This is a genomic window from Mycolicibacterium doricum (assembly GCF_010728155.1).
Lineage (GTDB): Bacteria > Actinomycetota > Actinomycetes > Mycobacteriales > Mycobacteriaceae > Mycobacterium > Mycobacterium doricum.
Map to the genome: position 1 here is coordinate 873,672 of NZ_AP022605.1, position 19,722 is coordinate 893,393.

At 67.6% G+C, this 19,722-nt stretch carries 21 protein-coding genes; 9 read left to right on the forward strand and 12 right to left on the reverse strand.

The window, feature by feature from the left end; translation table 11 throughout:
- Nucleotides 1-35: 35 nt before the first annotated feature.
- The 3 genes from G6N07_RS04395 to G6N07_RS04405 form a co-directional block, all read right to left on the reverse strand.
- Nucleotides 36-359: a hypothetical protein gene (locus G6N07_RS04395; RefSeq protein ID WP_085190312.1), complete on the reverse strand. Its 324-nt coding sequence runs from the start codon at nucleotides 357-359 to the stop codon at nucleotides 36-38.
- Between the two features lie 107 nt (nucleotides 360-466).
- The gene (locus G6N07_RS04400; RefSeq protein WP_085190194.1) at nucleotides 467-1,180 is read right to left on the reverse strand and encodes a GntR family transcriptional regulator; all 714 of its coding nucleotides are present in this window, start codon (nucleotides 1,178-1,180) and stop codon (nucleotides 467-469) included.
- Nucleotides 1,177-1,707, reverse strand: a complete 531-nt coding sequence (locus G6N07_RS04405; RefSeq protein ID WP_085190192.1) for an HD domain-containing protein — start codon at nucleotides 1,705-1,707, stop codon at nucleotides 1,177-1,179. The genes G6N07_RS04400 and G6N07_RS04405 overlap by 4 nt, the downstream gene beginning before the upstream one ends.
- A gap of 223 nt (nucleotides 1,708-1,930) precedes the next feature.
- Between G6N07_RS04405 and G6N07_RS04410 the strand changes: the two genes are divergently transcribed.
- Nucleotides 1,931-2,263 carry a hypothetical protein gene (locus tag G6N07_RS04410; protein WP_179959924.1) on the forward strand — a complete coding sequence of 111 codons (333 nt, stop codon included), beginning with the start codon at nucleotides 1,931-1,933 and terminating at the stop codon, nucleotides 2,261-2,263.
- Between the two features lie 822 nt (nucleotides 2,264-3,085).
- On the opposite strand, the gene G6N07_RS04415 is transcribed toward G6N07_RS04410, so the two are convergent.
- A complete protein-coding gene (locus tag G6N07_RS04415) occupies nucleotides 3,086-4,894 on the reverse strand; it encodes an acetyl/propionyl/methylcrotonyl-CoA carboxylase subunit alpha (RefSeq protein ID WP_085190190.1) in 1,809 nt (602 codons plus the stop codon).
- 439 nt (nucleotides 4,895-5,333) lie between these two features.
- Between G6N07_RS04415 and G6N07_RS04420 the strand changes: the two genes are divergently transcribed.
- Nucleotides 5,334-5,621, forward strand: coding sequence for a hypothetical protein (locus tag G6N07_RS04420; RefSeq protein ID WP_133055530.1), 288 nt, complete (start codon nucleotides 5,334-5,336; stop codon nucleotides 5,619-5,621).
- A 44-nt stretch (nucleotides 5,622-5,665) separates the two neighbouring features.
- Here G6N07_RS04420 and G6N07_RS04425 read toward each other — a convergent pair whose 3' ends face one another.
- From G6N07_RS04425 to G6N07_RS04445, 5 genes are read right to left on the reverse strand one after another with little or no spacing between them, the layout of a single operon-like run.
- A complete protein-coding gene (locus G6N07_RS04425; protein ID WP_085190186.1) occupies nucleotides 5,666-6,079 on the reverse strand; it encodes a SufE family protein in 414 nt (137 codons plus the stop codon).
- Nucleotides 6,076-6,972, reverse strand: coding sequence for a sulfurtransferase (locus G6N07_RS04430; RefSeq protein WP_085190184.1), 897 nt, complete (start codon nucleotides 6,970-6,972; stop codon nucleotides 6,076-6,078). Before G6N07_RS04430 ends, G6N07_RS04425 begins: the two co-directional genes overlap by 4 nt.
- Before the next feature lie 42 nt (nucleotides 6,973-7,014).
- Nucleotides 7,015-7,647 (reverse strand): Maf family protein, encoded by a 633-nt coding sequence (locus G6N07_RS04435; protein WP_085190182.1) that lies wholly within the window; start codon nucleotides 7,645-7,647, stop codon nucleotides 7,015-7,017.
- Nucleotides 7,648-7,674: 27 nt separating this feature from the next.
- On the reverse strand, nucleotides 7,675-7,953 hold the full coding sequence (locus G6N07_RS04440) for an acyl-CoA carboxylase subunit epsilon (RefSeq protein ID WP_085190181.1): 279 nt from the start codon (nucleotides 7,951-7,953) through the stop codon (nucleotides 7,675-7,677).
- Between the two features lie 34 nt (nucleotides 7,954-7,987).
- Nucleotides 7,988-9,625 (reverse strand): acyl-CoA carboxylase subunit beta, encoded by a 1,638-nt coding sequence (locus G6N07_RS04445; protein WP_085190179.1) that lies wholly within the window; start codon nucleotides 9,623-9,625, stop codon nucleotides 7,988-7,990.
- A gap of 294 nt (nucleotides 9,626-9,919) precedes the next feature.
- Between G6N07_RS04445 and G6N07_RS04450 the strand changes: the two genes are divergently transcribed.
- A complete protein-coding gene (locus G6N07_RS04450) occupies nucleotides 9,920-11,410 on the forward strand; it encodes a sugar transferase (protein ID WP_085190177.1) in 1,491 nt (496 codons plus the stop codon).
- Between the two features lie 45 nt (nucleotides 11,411-11,455).
- Nucleotides 11,456-11,974 carry a PH domain-containing protein gene (locus G6N07_RS04455; protein ID WP_085190175.1) on the forward strand — a complete coding sequence of 173 codons (519 nt, stop codon included), beginning with the start codon at nucleotides 11,456-11,458 and terminating at the stop codon, nucleotides 11,972-11,974.
- Here G6N07_RS04455 and G6N07_RS04460 read toward each other — a convergent pair.
- The gene (locus tag G6N07_RS04460; protein ID WP_085190310.1) at nucleotides 11,929-12,606 is read right to left on the reverse strand and encodes a GtrA family protein; all 678 of its coding nucleotides are present in this window, start codon (nucleotides 12,604-12,606) and stop codon (nucleotides 11,929-11,931) included. The genes G6N07_RS04455 and G6N07_RS04460 overlap by 46 nt on opposite strands.
- A gap of 141 nt (nucleotides 12,607-12,747) precedes the next feature.
- Here G6N07_RS04460 and G6N07_RS04465 point away from each other — a divergent pair, with 141 nt between their 5' ends.
- Genes G6N07_RS04465 through G6N07_RS04480 form a run of 4 tightly spaced genes read left to right on the forward strand, consistent with a single transcriptional unit; the run spans nucleotide 12,748 to nucleotide 16,482 of the window.
- Nucleotides 12,748-13,929 (forward strand): 5-(carboxyamino)imidazole ribonucleotide synthase, encoded by a 1,182-nt coding sequence (locus tag G6N07_RS04465; protein ID WP_235849707.1) that lies wholly within the window; start codon nucleotides 12,748-12,750, stop codon nucleotides 13,927-13,929.
- Nucleotides 13,887-14,447: a 5-(carboxyamino)imidazole ribonucleotide mutase gene (gene purE, locus G6N07_RS04470; RefSeq protein WP_085190173.1), complete on the forward strand. Its 561-nt coding sequence runs from the start codon at nucleotides 13,887-13,889 to the stop codon at nucleotides 14,445-14,447. The genes G6N07_RS04465 and purE overlap by 43 nt, the downstream gene beginning before the upstream one ends.
- Nucleotides 14,448-14,477: 30 nt before the next feature.
- Nucleotides 14,478-15,644, forward strand: coding sequence for an acyl-CoA dehydrogenase (locus tag G6N07_RS04475; RefSeq protein WP_085190171.1), 1,167 nt, complete (start codon nucleotides 14,478-14,480; stop codon nucleotides 15,642-15,644).
- A gap of 31 nt (nucleotides 15,645-15,675) precedes the next feature.
- On the forward strand, nucleotides 15,676-16,482 hold the full coding sequence (locus G6N07_RS04480; protein WP_085190169.1) for a biotin--[acetyl-CoA-carboxylase] ligase: 807 nt from the start codon (nucleotides 15,676-15,678) through the stop codon (nucleotides 16,480-16,482).
- A gap of 74 nt (nucleotides 16,483-16,556) precedes the next feature.
- On the opposite strand, the gene G6N07_RS04485 is transcribed toward G6N07_RS04480, so the two are convergent.
- Both G6N07_RS04485 and G6N07_RS04490 read right to left on the reverse strand, forming a co-directional pair.
- On the reverse strand, nucleotides 16,557-17,288 hold the full coding sequence (locus G6N07_RS04485) for a TIGR03089 family protein (protein ID WP_085190168.1): 732 nt from the start codon (nucleotides 17,286-17,288) through the stop codon (nucleotides 16,557-16,559).
- Nucleotides 17,276-18,745 (reverse strand): LCP family protein, encoded by a 1,470-nt coding sequence (locus G6N07_RS04490; protein WP_085190166.1) that lies wholly within the window; start codon nucleotides 18,743-18,745, stop codon nucleotides 17,276-17,278. The genes G6N07_RS04485 and G6N07_RS04490 overlap by 13 nt, the downstream gene beginning before the upstream one ends.
- A 79-nt stretch (nucleotides 18,746-18,824) precedes the next feature.
- Here G6N07_RS04490 and rfbD point away from each other — a divergent pair, with 79 nt between their 5' ends.
- Entirely contained in the window at nucleotides 18,825-19,700 is an 876-nt protein-coding gene (gene rfbD, locus G6N07_RS04495) for a dTDP-4-dehydrorhamnose reductase (RefSeq protein ID WP_085190164.1), read from the forward strand.
- The last annotated feature ends 22 nt before the right edge of the window (nucleotides 19,701-19,722 follow it).

The window sequence follows — 19,722 nt, forward strand, 5'->3', positions numbered from 1 at the left end:
TATCGGTGCGGCGCCCCGCAGGTTGTTGCCATCGGTCAACTCCGCAGATCCAGCGCAGCGGCGAACCGGCGGAGGGCGTCCGTCGCGGCGCCGGCGGCCGCCTCGTGCCCCGCACGGGCGCGCGACGAGACCTCCCCGGTGTCCGGTCGTAGGGCAACCTCGGCCAACAACTCGCCGGTGGTGGGTTCGCACACCGCCCACCGGAAGCGGGTGTCCGCCATCCACTCGGCGGCGGCGACGTGGACGTGATCGGGATCGGTCTCACCGAGGTCAGCCAGGGCGGGGCGGTCGTCCATCAACGGATCGGCGCGCAGTGCCCGCAGATACCACGCACCTGCGTTGATCTCGACGGGTTCCATGTGATCGCCTTCCCGGTTTGTCGTCGGGTGAACTGTAGCGAGCTGGTCAAGGCCGGCGGCGGAGACCATCAACGCCGACCCGGTGGAGTCCATCGGGTCGTCGACCGTCAACGGTCGGTGAGCGCCGCCTCGAAGGCCACCCGATCGCCGCGGTACAACGCGCGCACCACCTCGATCGGGTGGTCGGCGTCGTCGACCGTGCGCCTGTTGAGCATCAGCACGGGCATGGCGGTGGTGGTTCCGAGCAGCGCCGCCTCGCGCGGGGACGGTAGCGCCGTCTCGACCCGCTCGAGCGCTGCGCCGAACTCGACGCCCGACGCACGGATCGCCGCGTACAACGATGTGGCCGGATCGAAGGAGTCGCGCAGCCAACCGAACCGTCGCACGCTGAGGTAGGTACTCTCGAGGCCGATTCGCTCGCCGTCGGCCAGCAGTACCCGCTCGAGGTGCATCACTGTCGCCCCGACGGCCACCCCTAGGGCGGCCGACATCGCCGCATCGGCGCGGACGTCCACCCAGGAGACCAGCACACGGCCCGGCGTGCGGCCCATCCGCACCGCCCCCTCGGTGTAGGACTTCAGCGAAAGCGGTTGCACCAGTTTCGGCCTCGATACCACGGTGCCGCGGCCGCGGCGTTCCACGCGCCCTTCGACCAGCAGTTCATGCAAAGCCTGGCGCACGGTCTCCCGCGCCACCCCGAAGCGAACCGCCAGTTCCCTTTCGGAGGGGACCGGGTCGCCGACATCCGACCCGGTCAGCAGGCCGTCGAGTTCGGTGCGGACGAGGTGGGTCTTCGGTACACGTACCGCGTCGGTGTTCATGACGAATAACTCCTGCCTGCGGCGGCGACACGTTGGGCCACGACGACGACCGTCTCGATGTCGACGCCGCTCGCGCCGGGATCCTTGGCGGCGTCGTCGTAACGTCGCAGCCGGAGGGCGTCGGGCCACCAGCGGTGGGTGACCAGTCCTGGATCGACCGCGGCGCCACCCTGCCGGTGCAGCGACGCCACCGACACGTCGGACAGGGCGCCGGCGTAGCCCGGTTCGGTCGCGGCGAGATAGCGCTTTGCCGCGACGTGAGCGCCGGCCAGCCAGCCCACACGGGCGCCGAACCGCGGGGTAAGCCACTCACGGGCGACGCGTTCGTGCGCTACGGAATCGGCTACCAGCAAGGGACTGTGACCGATGTCGTGGAGTGCTGCCGCGAGGACCAGCTCGTCGTCCGTGTCGTCGTCGAGCGCGCGTGCGGCTGACTGCAGGGCATGGTCGAGTTCGTCGACGGCCAACTCGTCCCACACCCCACGCAAGGAGTCCAGAAGGGTCACCGTCTGCTCGCGGATGGACACGCGCCCAGCGTAACAAGCAATTGGTCTATACCAATGATCCACGTCTCTCGTTCGGCTGTCGACGATCTCGACGTCGGCGCCCCGTCGCCGGAGCCGGGAGGGTGCTCGGCCATGCGGATCATCATCGTCGGCGGCGGGATACTCGGCACCGCTCACGCCATGGAAGCGATTCGACGAGGTCACCAGGTGATTCACCTCGCCGCGTACGCGGGTGGACCGGTGGATGTCGCGATCGACTTCACCGGTTGCGGCGGACGTGGTCGAGGCCGCGGTGGCACGTCTGGACATCGGGGGAGCGTTGGTGCTGGCCGGTTCGGTGATGCCCGGTCGTCCGGTGTCGTTCGACCCCGAGAGCCTGGTTCGCAACTGGTGGACGATCGGCGGCGGGCACAACTACGAGCCACGCCACCTCGAGCAGGTGGTCGCTTTCCTGCATCGCACCCGGGATGCATATCCGTGGGCCGCGGTGGTGTCGGACCCGGTCGGTCTCGACGACATCGATTCGGTGCCGGTCTCCGCGCCGCCCGGAACGCTTCGCGCCGCAGTGGCGCCCTGACCGAACGGCGCCCCGCTTCTCCGGCTTGCACCGAAGAAGCGGGGCCGCTCCCCCTCGGATGGTGAGGCGAATGTCCCTTACCCGCCTCGTCACCTGGTGCCTGACGACGGAGCGCCGCCGTCAATGACCATGTCCCTGCCTGACCCTTCAGGCACGCAGCAAACTGTACCTGAGGGGATCCTTAGAGGCAATTGGTAATATCCATTGTTAACCTAGCGCCTCAGAATGACGTTGAGGCAAATATCTCGTCCCCCGCCGTTATTCGCTGCCACACCATTTCGGCGGGCCGAATGGGCCGCGTCGGCAAAACTCGGATCGACGTCGAACCGTTACCAGACGCGGTGTCGGACGTATTGGGACCGCTCCTATCATATTCGCCCTAGACATGTTTCCGGGCCGAAAACCGATGGTATACCTGCTCCTCTATCCCTCGACCAGGTTGCCGGTCTCGTTGCCGGAGCGCCACGAGGCGCACCGCGCGGGATCACGTCGACACGTATGTCGAGCGGCGTGGCAACGATCAAGGGCTGGGGTGCGATGACTTGTTTTCGTGGTCCGGCTCATCTTTGCCGGTGTAAAGAGCACATCGCCCAGCGGTGGCTCCCGAATTGGGCGAAGTACGTGCTCGGAGGGCAGCTGCCACCATGTGGAGGGAGAGCCCGCAGCAAAATCCGGTAGTCCAAGCGAGGTCTGGCGGCGACGTCACGGCACGTGACCACCGGGTCGCCGGGGGGCCGACGGGACCGCTTTCGCCCAGCACAAAGACTTGGTGCAGTCGTTCGGCCGGACCGAACGACTGCACCGGGGTGCGAGCCGGAGGGGTTACTCGCCGTCGCTCTTGATCTCGGCCAGTACGGTGCCCTGGGTGACAGCGGCGCCCGCCTCCACCGCGAGTCCGGTGATGGCGCCGTCCTTGTGGGCGGTCACCGGGTTCTCCATCTTCATCGCCTCGAGGACGACGACCAGGTCCCCGGCGGACACCTGCTGACCCTCTTCGACCGCGACCTTGACGACGGTGCCCTGCATCGGCGCGGTGACCGAGTCGCCGGACGTCGCAGCACCGCCGTGCCCGCCACGCTTACGCGGCTTGGGCTTCTTGCGGATCACGCCTGCGGGGGCGGCACCCCCGCCGGTGCCGAGGACCAGATCGCCCGGCAGCGATACCTCGAGGCGCCGGCCGCCGACCTCCACGACCACGGTCTGGCGTGGTGCGGTGTCCTCTTCGTCGATCGGCTCCCTACCGGTGAACGGATCGACGGTGTTGTCCCATTCGGTTTCGATCCACCGGGTGTGCACGGTGAAGCCGTCCTCGTCACCGATGAACGCGGGATCGCTGACCACCGCCCGGTGGAACGGGATGACCGTGGCGAGTCCTTCGACGTTGAACTCCGCCAAGGCGCGGCGCGAGCGCTCCAAGGCCTCCTCGCGGGTGGCGCCGGTGACGATCAGCTTGGCCAGCATCGAATCGAACTGACCGCCGATCACCGATCCGGACTCCACGCCGGAGTCCAGGCGAACGCCGGGGCCGGTCGGCGGCTCGAACTTGGTCACCGGGCCGGGGGCGGGCAGGAAGCCACGTCCGGCGTCCTCGCCGTTGATGCGGAACTCGATCGAGTGGCCGCGCGGCGTCGGGTCCTCGGTGATGCCGAGCGGTTCGCCGTTGGCGATGCGAAACTGCTGACGGACCAGGTCGATACCGGAGGTCTCCTCGGTGACCGGGTGCTCGACCTGCAGACGGGTGTTCACCTCGAGGAACGAGATCAGACCGTCCTGGCCGACGAGGTACTCGACGGTGCCCGCCCCGTAGTAGCCGGCCTCCTTGCAAATACGCTTGGCCGACTCGTGGATCTCCTTGCGTTGCGCGTCGGTCAAGAACGGTGCCGGAGCTTCTTCCACCAATTTCTGAAAGCGGCGCTGCAGCGAGCAGTCGCGGGTACCCGCGACGACGACATTGCCGTGCTGATCGGCGATGACCTGCGCTTCGACATGGCGTGGCTTGTCGAGGTAGCGCTCGACGAAGCACTCACCGCGGCCGAACGCGGCGACGGCCTCACGGGTGGCCGAATCGAACAGCTCGGGGATCTCCGCGATGGTGCGCGCGACCTTCATGCCGCGACCGCCACCGCCGAAGGCGGCCTTGATCGCGACCGGGACGCCGTACTCCTTGGCGAACGCCACGACCTCATCGGCGTCCTTGACCGGATCCGGTGTGCCGGGGACCAGGGGCGCCTGCGCTCGCGCGGCGATGTGACGCGCGGTCACCTTGTCGCCGAGGTCGCGGATCGACTGCGGGCTGGGGCCAATCCAGATCAGCCCGGCGTCGATGACGGCCTGGGCGAAGTCGGCGTTCTCGCTGAGGAAGCCGTAACCGGGGTGAATGGCGTTCGCCCCCGACTTCTGCGCCGCGTCGAGCAGCTTCTCGAATACCAGGTAGGACTCGGCCGAGGTCTGGCCGCCCAGCGCGAAGGCCTCGTCCGCGAGCCGGACGTGCGGTGCGTCGGCGTCGGGTTCGGCGTAGACCGCCACGCTCGGCAACCCGGCGTCCTTCGCCGCCCGGATGACCCGGACCGCAATCTCTCCTCGGTTGGCGACAAGCACCTTGGAGATCTTCGAGCTGGCGTGACTGGCCACTTCGCCTCCTGCTGGTATGCCTTTCGGGCACTTATTTAAGAACGTCTTTAAGAACTTATCCCGGGCAGTTTAGGCGCCGCACCTGAGGTCTCGGCGAGGCGGTGCCGTTACTTGAGAGTAAGTTCGTCCGCTGGAAGTACTGTCGTCCTCACTGTCCTGGAGGGTGTGTCGGCCGGGGCGCTGACGGTCATTGCGCCCAGGGCGGTCGGTTCGTCGTCGATCGATACGTGGACGCTAGGAGCTCGCTGCAGCATGTAAAGGACTCATCGAAGCGCAGCGTCTTTGCTATTCAAAGCGGCAGCCGACAGCACCTGGCGGTGACCGTTCACCTCGAGGCGCTTACGTCCTATAGCACCGAATAATCAGACTTCCTATGGGAGAACAAGAACACCGGCAACCGTTGCTGTACATCTTGAACCTGGAGCCAAGGGGGACGTATGTGGAGCAATCCGACACAGGTTATCAGTGTTGCATCGATGATCTTTTTGGCGGCAAGCAGCGTTGCCGGACCCACCGCGGCGGGGCGCAGGAAGAGCCGACGATGCCCGACGTTGTCGACATGCACCTCGACGAGGCGCAGGAGGCTGTCGTCGAAGCCTCTGGTGACCCGGACTTGGTGCTGAATTCGTTGGATGTCAAGGGGCCGAGCCAAAAGCATCTGGTTCGGAAGTGGTGGAAGGTGTGCTGGCAGGCGCCCGAAGCGGGTGAGCCGTTGGCAGACGTTTAGTGGTACGGAGTGGGTGTAGTCAGGGCTGCCGAAGAGTGTTGGAGTTAAGCCCGCAGCCGGTTCTTGATCCGGGCAAGCATCGCCGACATCCCCCGCAGTCGCAGCGGGCTGATCAGCGCGGCCAACCCCAGTTCGAGGTAGAAGTCGTCGGGCACGCCGAGGATGTCGTCCGCCGGTTGCTCGTCGAGCCCAGTCGCCAGGATGGCCGCGAAGCCCCGGGTGGTCGGCGCTTCGGCCGGCGCGCTGAAGTACAGCCTTACCTGGTTGCGGTCGGCGGCGTCGACGTGCAGGAACAGCGGCGACTGGCATTCGGGCACCGGTTCCATCGCCGCCTCTTCGAGCTCCGACGGCAGCGCGGGCAGGTCGTCGGCGAACTCCAGCAGCAGTCGGAGCCTGTCCTGACCCTGCACGTCCCGGAACTCGGACACGACCTCGGCGAGGGCGGCCGGCATCGTCATGACGACCCCGGAACCTCTCCCGGATCGGATCCGACCGCGACGGGCACGCGTACTGCGTTGCCCCACTCGGTCCACGAGCCGTCATAGTTGCGCACCCCCGGCAGGCCGAGCAGGTGGGTGAGGACGAACCAGGTGTGGCTGGACCGCTCACCGATGCGGCAGTAGACGACCGTCTCGTCGCCGGGGCGGAGGAAGCCGTAGAGCTCTTCCAGCTCGGCCCTGGTGCGGAACTGACCGTTGTCCCGGGCCGCCTTGCTCCAGGGGATCGACCGCGCGGTCGGGATGTGCCCGCCGCGCAGCGCACCCTCTTCCGGGTAGTCGGGCATGTGGGTGCGCTCACCGGTGTACTCGGCCGGCGAGCGCACATCGATGAGCGGCTGCCTGCCCAGGATCTCCAGCACGTCCTCGCGGTATGCGCGGATCGGGGCGTCGTCACGTTCGACGACCGGGTAGCCACTGGTCTGCTTGGACGGCACATCGAGAGTGGTGTCGCGCCCGTCCGAGATCCACAGGTCACGGCCGCCGTCGAGCAACCGCACGTCGGGATGCCCGAACAACGTGAAGACCCACAGCGCGTAGGCCGCCCACCAGTTGCTCTTGTCCCCGTAGATGACCACGGTGTCGTCGCGGCTGATGCCCTTGCGGTCCATCAGCGCGGCGAACTGCTTGCCGTCGATGTAGTCGCGGACATTGGGATCGTTGAGGTCGACGTGCCAGTCGATCTTCACCGCGCCGGGGATGTGGCCGGTGTCGTAGAGCAGGACGTCTTCGTCCGACTCGACGATGGCCAGACCGGGGCGGCCGAGATTACCGGCCAGCCAGTCGGCGGTGACCAGCCGTTCCGGGTGGGCGTAGTCGGCGAGTTTCGGGCTGGGATCAGGTGGCAGCGGCACGCAAATGAGCCTACCGCCGGTCAGCGTGGCGCCGGGCCGCGGTCAGCGCGTCCACAACTCGGGAACCGACAGGTCGACCCGCTCCAGCATGCGGCGTACCAGCGGAAGGCTCAGCCCAATCACGTTCGAAGGGTCGCCGTCGACCCCGTCGAGGAACCAGCCACCGAGCCCGTCGAGCGTGAATGCGCCTGCCACGTCGAGCGGTTCGCCGCTGTCCAGGTAGGCGGTCAGATCGACCGGAGATGGGCAGCCGAAGCGGACCGTGGTGGCGGCCGCCTCGTGCTGGCGTCGCTCGGTGACACCGTCGCGGACCCGTATGACGCAGTGGCCGGTATAGAGCTCACCGCTGCGTCCTGCCATCAGTTGCCATTGCGCGCGCGCGGCCGCCGCCGTACCGGGTTTACCGGTCAGGCGGCCGTCCAGAAGGAGCATCGAGTCGCACCCGAGGACCACGCAGTCGGCCGCGACGTCGGCCGGAAGGGCGTCCACGACGCTGGCGGCCTTGGCCGCGGCCAGGGCGCACACCACCTGGTCCGGCGGCGCCGCCGCACCCAGGGCCGCGACGATCGCATCCTCGTCCACCCCGGACACGAGGACCAGTGGTTCGATCCCGGCCTGGCGCAACAGCTTCAGCCGGCCCGTCGACGCGGACCCGAGGACGACCCGGGTGGTCAAGTTCGACGTTCTTCGCGCAAGCGCTCATCACCTCCGCATGTGGGTGCGCTCCAGCAGCGTCACCCGCTGCCAGCTGGTGACGTCGTAGCGCAGCTTGCCCACCGGATGGCCCCACGGGTTGAACTCCTGCGGTCCCGGCTCGACGTGCTCGCCGCCTGCGCTGGCGAGCACCACGGCCAGCGCGGCGATCTCCTCGTCGGTCGGCTGCCCCTTCACGATGTGGATGTGGGGGTCGGTGGCGGGGGGTAGGTCGATGGTCAGCTGGCGGTGATCGCTGACCTCGGTGATGTCGGTGTCCTGCGACATGGCCGGCTCCTTAGCGGTCGATCACGGCGAGATCTTAGAGCGGGATGTTGCCGTGCTTCTTGGGTGGCGTCTGGGTGATCTTGCGCTCCAGCAGGCGCAACGCGGTGCCGATGTAACCGCGGGTGTGCGACGGCGGGATGACCGCGTCGACGTATCCGCGCTCCGCGGCCACGTACGGGTTGACCAGGGTGTCCTCGTACTCCTGCTGTAGTTGCAGACGCAGCGCGTCGACGTCCTGGCCTTCCTGGGCGGCCTCTTTGAGCTGCTGGCGGTACACGAAGCCGACCGCGCCGGAGGCTCCCATGACCGCGATCTGCGCCGTCGGCCACGCGACGTTGACGTCGCAGCCCATGTCCTTGGAACCCATGACGCAGTACGCGCCGCCGTAGGCCTTGCGGGTGATGACGGTTATCTTGGCGACCGTGGCCTCGCCGTAGGCGTAGAGCAGCTTCGCGCCGCGGCGAATGATGCCGTTGTACTCCTGCTCGGTCCCGGGCAGGAAGCCCGGGACGTCGACGAGCATGACGATCGGGATGTTGAAGCAGTCGCAGGTCCGGACGAACCGCGCGGCCTTCTCCGAGGCGTTGATGTCGAGGCAGCCGGCGAACTGGGTCGGCTGGTTGGCGACGATGCCCACCGGGCGGCCGTCGATACGCCCGAACCCGACGATGATGTTGTTCGCGTAACCCTCCTGGATCTCCAGGAACTCGTCGTCGTCGAGGATGCGCGTGATGACCTCGTGCATGTCGTACGGCTGGTTCGGCGAGTCCGGGATCAGCGTGTCCAGCTCGAGGTCCTCGTCGGTGAGGGTCTCCTCGATCGGGCCGGCCGGTGCCGGCGACGGGTAGCGCGGCGGATCGGCGTAGTTGTTCGGCGGCAGGTAGGACAGCAGGTCCCGGACGTAGTCGAACGCGTCCTGCTCGCCGGAGGCGACGTAGTGCGCCAGACCGGACTTCGCCATGTGGGTGTGGCCGCCGCCGAGTTCCTCCATGGTCACCTCTTCACCGGTGACCGTCTTGATGACGTCCGGACCGGTGATGAACATCTGGCTGGTCTTGTCGACCATGATCACGAAGTCGGTGAGCGCGGGCGAGTACACGTGGCCGCCGGCCGCGGCGCCCATGATCAGCGAGATCTGCGGGATGACGCCCGACGCCTTGATGTTGTTGTGGAAGATGCGGCTGTAGAGGCCCAGCGAGACGACGCCCTCCTGGATGCGCGCTCCGGCGCCGTCGTTGATGCCGATGAGCGGACGGCCCGTCTTGATGGCGAGTTCCTGCACCTTGACGATCTTCTCGCCGTAGACCTCACCGAGGCTGCCGCCGAACACGGTGGCATCCTGGCTGAAGATGCAGACCTCGCGGCCGTCGATGGTGCCGTATCCGGTCACCACACCGTCGCCTGGCGGCCGGTTGGCCTGCAGCCCGAAGTTGGTGCTGCGGTGCTTGGCCAACGCGTCGAGCTCGACGAACGAATCCTCGTCGAGCAGCGCGAGGATGCGCTCGCGGGCCGTCAGCTTGCCCTTGGCGTGCACCTTCTCGACCGCTGCCTCACCGACCGGGTGCTGGGCCTCCTGCGTCCGCTTGCGCAGGTCGGCCAGCTTGCCGGCAGTGGTGTGAATGTCGATCTCGTGGGCGCCCGAGGGCGCGGAGGGATCAGTCACGCTCGTCATGATGGTTGATGCTATTCGACCATTCTCCGGCGCTTTCACGATCCCCTTAGAAATCCCCTTAGAAATGATTTCTCTCCGGATCGGGCGGTGTGGCGCCCCAGTGAAGCGCCGCCCGGGGCCAGCAAACCAATCGGCGCCGGTTGACGACCGGCCAATGCCGCGTATGCGCTGCAAACGTAAACGTGAACTAACGAATTGACCGGTCGACCGCCGAGCGGTTTCGTGATCATCTTGAGATGCTTGTGTGACGTGCGTTAGGGTCAGCCAGGGGAAATTGAGCGCGGGGGGGACCGCATGACTGCGGTGGACGATCAATTAGGTACCACAGCAAAGGCCGTAGTCGAGCCGGGAAGCGTGCCACTCTGGCAGCGGGGCTATGCACGCCGTCTGGTCGTCTTGGACCTCGCTGCCGTTGTGCTGGCTATCGGCGCAGCTCAGTGGCTCCGTTTCGGCAGCCTACCCGGGGAGACCAACACCTACCCGGACTTGTCTTACTCGATCCTGTCGGTGATCATCGCCGCCGTCTGGATGCTGGCAATGTCGATCAACCGAACCCGGTCCCCGCGGGTGATCGGTTCGGGCGCCGAAGAGTACCGGCGGGTGTGGCTGGCGACCCTGGCCGTCTTCGGCGGTGTGGCGATCATCTCGATGCTGTTCAAGCTCAACATCGCCCGCGGTTACCTGATGATCGCGCTGCCGATCGGCCTGGTGGCGCTGATCGTCGTGCGATGGGTCGCCCGCCGCGTCGTCGCCTCGGTGCGGGAGAAGTACGGTCGGTGCATCACCCGCCTGCTCGTGGTCGGCAACCCGCACGCCATCCGCGACCTCACCAGGTCGCTTGCCCGCGAGACGAAGTCGGAATACCTCGTCGTCGGCGCCTGCGTCCCCAGCGGCTTCGCCATGTCCGAGCTCCAGGTTCCGGGTGTCGGCTCGATCCCCATCTTCGGTGACGAGACCAACGTCGTGGGAGCCGTGACCGCGACCCAGAGCCACGCTGTCGCCGTGACCGCCACCGAGCGGCTCGACGGACGCGGTATGCGCGACCTCTCCTGGGAACTCGAGAAGCTCGACATCGACCTGCTCGTCGCACCCGGGGTCGTCGACGTCGCCGGCCCGCGCCTGACGATGCGTCCGGTCGCCGGGCTTCCGCTGATCCACGTGGAGAAGCCGCAGTACAACGGCGCGAAACGGTTCCAGAAGCGGCTCTTTGACATGGTCTTCGCCGGGTCTGTGCTCCTGCTCGGCGCGCCGATCCTGACCGCCGTGGCGGTCGCGGTCAAGTTGACCAGCCACGGTCCGGTTTTCTACCGCTCCGAGCGCATCGGTCTCGACGGCCGACCGTTCGAGATGGTGAAGTTCCGCACCATGGTCGACGGTGCGGACAGGATGCGGCCCGGATTGGCCGCGCTGAACGAGAGCGACGGCGGAGTCCTGTTCAAGATCCGCGAGGATCCGCGGGTCACCCCGCTCGGTCGGTTGTTGCGCAAGTACAGCATCGACGAGCTGCCGCAGTTCATCAACGTGCTCAAGCGCGACATGAGTGTCGTCGGCCCGCGGCCGCCGCTGGCCAGCGAGGTCAAGACCTACGACGACCACGTCCGGCGCCGGCTGCTGGTTCGGCCGGGGATCACCGGTCTGTGGCAGGTCAGCGGCCGCTCCGATCTGTCATGGGAAGATTCGGTCCGGCTCGACCTGTTCTACGTGGAGAACTGGTCGATGATCTCCGACCTGCAGATCGCCTTCAAGACCGTCAAGGCGATGCTGCGCCACTCCGGCGCCTACTGAAGTTGACACCACCGCCGCGCACACGCCCCTGAGTACAGTGCTGCCGTGGGATATCCGGAAAACATGCTGGCCAGGGACGAACAGGTGGTCCTGCACCGGCATCCGCACTGGAAGCGGTTGATCGGCGCGGTGCTCGTGCTGCTCGGCACCAGCGCGGCCGCCGCCTTCGTGGCCGGGTACGTCAACACCCTCGCCTGGGACGCCTCCACCAAGAACGTCATCTTCCTCGTCATCGGTGGCATCTGGCTGGTGCTCGTCGGCTGGCTGACGGTATGGCCGTTCCTCGCCTGGTGGACGACGCATTTCGTCATCACCGATCGGCGGGTGATGTTCCGGCATGGTTTGCTCACCCGCGCCGGCATCGACATCCCGCTGGCACGGATCAACAGCGTCGAGTTTCGGCACGGCCTCCTCGACCGGATTTGGCGCACCGGGACCCTGGTCATCGAGTCAGCGGCGCAGGGTCCACTGGAATTCCACGACATTCCCCGCGTGGAGCGCGTGCACTCACTGCTGTATCACGAAGTCTTCGACACCCTGGGGTTCGACGAGTCACCGAGCTGATCGAGCTCCGCGCGTCGGCGGGACCGCCGCAACGGTGTCACGGTGCCGTCGTTGTGTTGATCGGCGTGGTGCCCGGCGGCGTCCTCCATCGCCTCGGCAAAACCCCCGCTGGTCAAGGTGGATTCCAGCGCCTTGTCGGGGTTGCGGCCGAACTCCTCCGGGAACACCCAGCGCCGGAAGGCCCAGAACCGGAACGCCATCTGCAGCAGGTTGCCGAGAATGTAGGCGGAGACGAAGTCGGCGATGTTCTCCATCGTCAGCGATACCTCGGGCACACGAAGGCCCAGCACGTAGCTCGAGAAGTACAGCGGCAACATGCTGAGCAACACGCCGACACCGCTGAACCCGAAGAACAACAGCGCCTCGTGATGTCGCTCACGTCCACCGCGATCACGGAAGCTCCACTCCCGGTTGAGGATGTAAGACGCGATCACCGCCACGATTCCGGCGATGATCTTTGCCGTCACCGGCTTGGGCTCCAGAATCGTCAGCTTGAGGGTGAAGAAGATGACCGAGTCGATGACGAACGTGGTCGCGCCGACGATGGCGAACTTGATGAGCTCATGATGCTGCTCTGCGTACGGCCGGATGGGCCGCGGCAGCCGCTTGATCGTCGCATCGGCGAAAGACACAAGGAAGAAGTCTACGGAACCGAAGGGGCCCCTGTCGTATCGCAGCCGTATCGCGGCGTCATTCCTGGTCAATCTGCCGGACCGGGCCATGACACGATAGGCGGCGTGCCGAGTACTACTTCTTCTCCACCGGTGGTGGCCATGATCGGCGGAGGCCAGCTCGCCCGGATGACCCATCAGGCGGCGATCGCGCTCGGCCAGAGCCTGCGCGTGCTCGCCACCGGTCCACAGGAGCCGGCCGCCCAGGTGACGCCCGACGTGGTAATCGGATCGCACACCGACCTGGATGCGCTGCGGCGCGCGGCGGCCGGCGCAACGGTGCTGACCTTCGACCACGAACACGTCCCCACCGAGGCGCTCGAGACTCTGGTTGCCGAGGGCGTGAACGTGGCGCCGCCGCCCGCTGCGTTGGTGCACGCCCAGGACAAGCTGGTGATGCGCAGGCGACTCGAGGCGATGGGAGCGCCGATCCCGCGTTACACCGCCGTCGACACCGTCGACGACGTCGCGGCCTTCTCCGCAGAGGTCGGCGGCCCGGTCGTGCTGAAGACGATCCGCGGCGGGTACGACGGCCGTGGCGTGGCGCTCGCCGCCGACGTCGACGAGGCGCGCGACGTCGCCGCCCGCTACCTCGCCGACGGCGTGCCGATCATCGCCGAAGAACGTGTCGACATGCGACGCGAGCTGGCGGCCCTGGTGGCCAGGTCGCCGTTCGGCCAAGGCGCGGCGTGGCCGGTGGTCGAGACGGTCCAGCGTGACGGTATCTGCGTGGTGGTGCTGGCGCCTGCGCCGGAGCTGTTCGACGAGCTCGGCTCGAGCGCCCAACAGCTGGCACTGAAGCTGGCCGCCGAACTCGGAGTGGTCGGGGTCCTCGCCGTCGAACTCTTCGAGACGACCGACGGCCGGTTGCTGGTGAACGAACTCGCGATGCGCCCGCACAACTCCGGGCACTGGAGCATGGACGGCGCGGTCACCAGTCAGTTCGAACAGCACGTCCGCGCGGTACTGGACTATCCCCTCGGGGACACCGCGTTGCTCGCTCCCGCCACCGTCATGGCCAATGTCATCGGCGCACCTCACAGTCCCGCGATGTCGATGGACGAACGCGTGCACCACCTGTTTGCCCGGATGCCCGACGCCAAGGTGCACCTGTACGGCAAGGGAGAGCGGCCGGGCCGCAAGATCGGCCACGTCAACCTCACCGGTGACCATCCGGGCGTGCTGCGCGAGCGGGCCGAGCGGGCAGCGCACTGGCTGTCCCACGCGGAGTGGACCGACGGATGGGATCCGCACGCCGTCGTCAGGGAAGGAATCTCGGGGTGAACGCACCAGCCCCCCGCGTGGGGGTCATCATGGGCAGCGACAGCGACTGGTCGGTGATGGCCGACGCCGCCGAAGCGCTCGCAGAATTCGAGGTGGCCTTCGAGGTCGGTGTGGTCTCCGCGCACCGAACCCCCGGTCGCATGCTGGACTACGCGAGCACGGCCGCCGACCGTGGAATCGAGGTCGTCATCGCCGGTGCCGGCGGGGCGGCGCATCTGCCGGGGATGGTCGCCTCGGCGACACCGTTGCCGGTGATCGGCGTGCCGGTGCCCCTGGCCCGGCTGGACGGGCTGGATTCGCTGCTGTCGATCGTGCAGATGCCTGCCGGTGTACCGGTGGCCACGGTGTCGATCGGCGGTGCCCGCAACGCCGGACTGTTGGCCGTGCGGATCCTCGCAGCAGCCGATTCAGCACTCCGTGCCCGCATGGTCGGCTTCCAGGCCGACCTCGAACAGATGGTGCTCGAGAAGGATAAAGCGCTGCGGAGTCGGCTACTCGGTGAGGATGAGCGCAGGTAGAGTTACCCGCGAGTAGCAAGGAGGGTCACGATGGCTGGTTGGACCGGTAATCCGTCGTTCGATGTGTTTCAGTTGCCCGAGGAGCACCAGGAGTTGCGGGCGGCGATCCGCGCACTCGCGGAGAAGGAGATCGCTCCGTACGCGGCGGACGTCGACGAGCAGATGCGGTTCCCGCAGGAGGCGCTCGACGCGCTCAACGCCTCGGGCTTCAACGCGGTGCACGTGCCCGAGGAGTACGGCGGGCAAGGCGCCGATTCGGTGGCGGCCTGCATCGTCATCGAGGAGGTCGCGCGGGTGGACGCGTCGGCCTCGCTGATCCCCGCGGTCAACAAGCTCGGCACCATGGGCCTGATCCTGCGCGGCTCCGAGGAACTCAAGACCAAGGTGCTGCCCGACCTCGTCGACGGCCAACTGGCCTCCTACGCGCTGTCGGAGCGTGAGGCGGGAAGCGATGCCGCGTCGATGCGTACCCGCGCCAAGGCCGACGGCGACGACTGGATCCTCAACGGCGCCAAGGCGTGGATCACCAACGGCGGCAAGTCGTCCTGGTACACCGTGATGGCGGTGACCGATCCCGACAAGGGCGCCAACGGCATCTCGGCGTTCATGGTGCACATCGACGACGAGGGCTTCACGGTGGGACCGAAGGAACGCAAGCTCGGCATCAAGGGTTCGCCGACCACCGAGTTGTACTTCGAGAACTGCCGCATCCCGGGTGACCGGATGGTCGGGGAGTCCGGCACCGGATTCAAGACCGCGCTGGCGACGCTCGACCACACCCGGCCGACCATTGGTGCGCAAGCCGTCGGCATCGCCCAGGGTGCGGTGGACGCGGCGATCGCCTACACCAAGGACCGCAAGCAGTTCGGCACGTCGATCAGCGACTTCCAGGGTGTGCAGTTCATGCTCGCCGACATGGCGATGAAGGTGGAGGCCGCCCGGCTGATGGTGTACTCGGCCGCGGCGCGGGCCGAACGCGGCGAGGGCAATCTCGGGTTCATCTCCGCCGCCTCGAAGTGCTTTGCCTCCGACGTGGCGATGGAGGTCACCACCGACGCGGTGCAGTTGTTCGGCGGAGCCGGTTACACCGCTGACTTCCCCGTCGAGCGATTCATGCGTGACGCCAAGATCACCCAGATCTACGAGGGCACCAATCAGATTCAGCGCGTGGTGATGTCACGCGCACTGCTGCGCTGAGGCACGGGTCGGTACAGCTAGGCTCCAGCCCATGGCCATCGAGTCGCTCCGCCCGCCGCTCGACGCGGCAATGCTGCGCCAGCGACTCCCCGCCGGATGGCGGGATCTCGATGTCGTCGAGGAGACCGGCTCCACCAACGCCGATCTCCTGGCGTGCGCGGCAGCGGGAGAGGAGGTCGGGGGCAGGGTCCTGCTCACGGAGTATCAGAGCGCCGGTCGTGGCAGACATGGCCGGCAGTGGAGCGCTCCCCCGCGATCTCAGCTCACGATGTCGGTCGCCGTGGATACCGGTGGCGTCCGGCCCGATGCCTGGGGTTGGTTGCCACTGCTGACCGGCGTGGCGGTGCGCGACGCCGTGGCTGAGGTGTCGGGCGTGGAGGCGGGACTCAAGTGGCCGAACGACGTGCTCGTCGGCGAGAAGAAGTTGGCCGGGATCCTCGCCGAAGTGGCCGCCCCTCAGCCGGTGGTGATCCTGGGGATCGGGCTGAACGTCACGATGAGCGACGTCGAGGCGCCCAGCCCGAGCGCGACGTCGCTGTCGCTCCTCGGTGCCCGCCATCACGACCGCAATGATCTCGGCATAGCCGTCTTGCGTCATCTCGGCGAGCGGATCACCCGATGGCGCCGTGCTGAGGGCGCCGACGAGGCCCTCGACGCCGACTACCGACGCCGCAGCGTCACGCTGGGTCAGGAGGTCACCGCCACGCTGCCCGGCGACCGACGCCTGCGGGGAACGGCGAGCGACATCGACCATCTCGGCAGGCTGACCATCGTCAGTGGCGGCGACTGCGTGACGGTCGCGGCCGGTGACGTCGCACACCTGCGTCCGCGGTGTTGACCGCGGCGAACGACTGTCAGGTTGTCCGGTCGGTGACCAAGGGAATGGTCTCGATCTGGATGACCCGTGGGCGTTCAACCGAGGTCGCGGGTGATCTTCTCCATCGCGCGGCGCCGCTCCAACGCGGCCGCATCCGGATGCGCGACCTGCACCAGGGATCCGCCGACGGTGTAGACCGCGAGTAGGCGCCCGACCACGTCGTCGGCCGTAGCCCAATCGGCGGTGGACAGTACCCGATCCCGCGCCCGGAGCCCGGCGGCGGTGGCGGCTCGGGCGGCGGCGGCCAGCACCTCGTCGACGGACCGTCCGTTGAGCGCCGGGCCCGGTGCGCGCTCGGGGACGATCTGGTCGCCGTGGACCCGCACCGCCGTCGCGTAGTCGGTGAGCCCGACCGGGAGATCGGCGACCGGCTTGCCGAACGGGTCCAACGACAACACGGCGATCTCACCCGTACCCACCGCCGCGTCCGCCTGGTCGATGAGGTCCGCCGTGCACAGCGCGATGTCGGCGCCGTCCATGCTGGAGGCGCCGCCCACAAGGGCCTCGGCGCCGATCCACCAAAGGCCGAACAGCACCGCGGCGGTCTGCCAGTGTGCGGGCAACAGGATCGCCACCCTGGTCGCAGGCCCGGCGCCGAGTTCGTCGCGAAGGAGGTTGCCGGTCTTGGCCGCCCAGTTCGCCAGCGTCACGTTCGACACCTCGATACGTTCACCGGTTGCGTCGTCGTAATAGGTGACGCTCGGCCCGGCGGGATCGGAGTCCAACAACGGTGCCAGCAGTGCGGCGGTGACAGTCAGTTGACACACTCCGGATCGTCGGAACCGGCGGTGATGATTTGCGGGGGCGGTGGCGGCGCCGCCGGATCGGTGGCCCCAGCCTCGACCGGGTCGGCGGTCAGCGTCGGGTCCGTGCCGTCGAGTCCGGAACCGGGGCCGGTGTAGTCGTCGGCGAGCACGACCCGAACCGTGCCCGGTGCCACAGAACCGTCCTGCACGACGGTGAGGCCACCCAGATCCTCCGAGACCGATTGCGCGCCAACGTCATCCACCTTGGCGGCCCGCACCTGACTCCCGTCGACGGCGCCGCCCTCGTAGTTGCCGGTCGTGCCGGGGGTGAAGCCCTTCTGTGACAGTACCGCCGACACCGACGCGGCAAGACCGTTGATGTCTGTGGCGTTGACGACCTCGACGGTGGTCTTGTCCGCGGTGTATGCGAGCTCCTCGGTCTTACCTTCGTCCTGTTCGTTGAGCAGGCCCGCTACCCACTCCTGAACCGCTGCCGGGTCGACTCGAACCACACTCTGCATGCCGTCGTCGCTCCAGCCGTCCTCACGCAACACCGGAATCGTGGCGAACGCGACGTTTCCGGCAGCCAACTTCTGCAGCTGGTCGACGAAATCCATGATGTCCCAGCCGTCGGAGAGCACCACCGACCGCTGTACGGCCGCCTCCAGCCGGCTCAGCGTGGCCGGGCTCGACAGCGTCTTGCTCGAGATCACCTCATGGGCCAGCGATGCCATCACCGCCTGCTGGCGGGTCACCCGGTCGAGATCGCCGCGCGGCAGATCGTGGCGCTGACGCACGAAGCTCAACGCCTGCGGACCATTGAGCTTCTGCCACCCGGCCGGGAAGTCCGCACCCGAAAGGGGTTCGTAGACAGGTTCTTTGAGGCAGACGTCGACACCGCCGAGGGCGTCGGTGATCAGTGCGAAGCCCAGTAGCCCGATCTCGGCGTAGTGGTCGACGGTGACCCCGGTCAGGTTCGCGACTGTCTTGATCAACGCCTCACGGCCGTCTTCGATCGCAAGCGGTTCGGCCTCGGCCGGGTCCATGCCCTGCCCCTCGACGAGTTCCTTGAGCTTCTCGAGGTGCACTGAGCCGTAGACGCCGTTGATCTTCATCCTGCCCATTCCCGGCGCCTGGACGTAGGAATCGCGCGGAATCGAGATGGCCGTCGCCGACTGTCCGTTGTTCGGGATGCGGATCAGGATGATCGTGTCGGTGTTGGTGGACACGTCGTTGCCGGCGCGCAGGGCGGCCAGCTCGTCGCCCGACAGCGGGTTGCCGTGGGCGTCGGTGCGGCTGTCGGACCCCACCAGCAGCACGTCGATCGCACCGTCCTCGCCGCCTTCGCCGAGTGCCGGAGAATTGATGTGGTTGATGCCCTCCTCGAACGACCGGATCCGGCTCCAGGCCACCCCGGTCCCGAGCACCACGGCAAGGGCGACCGTCACGGCGACGGCACGAAGGACTCGAGCGGGCATCAGCCCAGGTTACTGGCGAAGGTGGCGCAGACGGGGTAGCGATCGTCGGCGCGCCAGGCCGCGTGTCAAACTCACACGCATGCCGCAACGTCTCGTGATCACCGGTGCCGGCGGCATGGTCGGGCGTATCCTGGCTGCTCAGGCCCACCGACAGGGACGTGAGGTGGTGGCGCTCACCTCGGCCGACTGCGACATCACCGATCGCGACGCAGTCGGGGCTCTGATCACCGCCGGTGACACGGTGGTCAACTGCGCGGCCCTCACCGACGTCGACCGCGCGGAATCCGAGCCCGAACTGGCCCATACGGTCAACGCCCTCGGCCCGGGCAACCTCGCTACCGCTTGCGCGCGTGTCGGTGCGGGCCTCGTCCACGTGTCGACGGACTACGTCTTCAGCGGCGACTTCGGCGGGGCATCGCCGCGTCCCTACGAGATCGACGACACGCCGCACCCGCTGAGCGTCTACGGGCGCACCAAACTCGCCGGAGAACGGGCGGTGCTCGACGTGCTGCCGCATGGTCACGTGGTGCGCACCGCATGGGTCTACGAGGGCGCCCACGGCACCGACTTCGTCGCCGCGATGCGTCGCAAGGCCCTCGGTACGGACACCGTCGACGTCGTGGCCGACCAGATCGGGTCGCCCACGAGCGCCCTGGACCTCGTCGGCGCGCTGCTCGAGATCGCCGACGGGGCAGTGCGCGGACCGCTGCTGCACGCCGCCAACGACGGTCAGGCCAGCCGCTTCGACCAGGCCCGCGCGGTCTTCGAGACGCTCGGCGCCGACCCAGAGCGGGTGCGGCCGGTCGGCAGCGACCGCTTCCCGCGCCCGGCGCGCCGGCCCGCGTACTCGGCGTTGTGCGGTGCGGCGTCGACGGCCCGCGGCCTGACGCCGCTCCGCCCGTGGCGTAAGGCGCTGCTCGCGGCATTGGAAACGGCGTTGCCCGGGGATCGGTGACGTGCCGCTACCCTCTACGCGT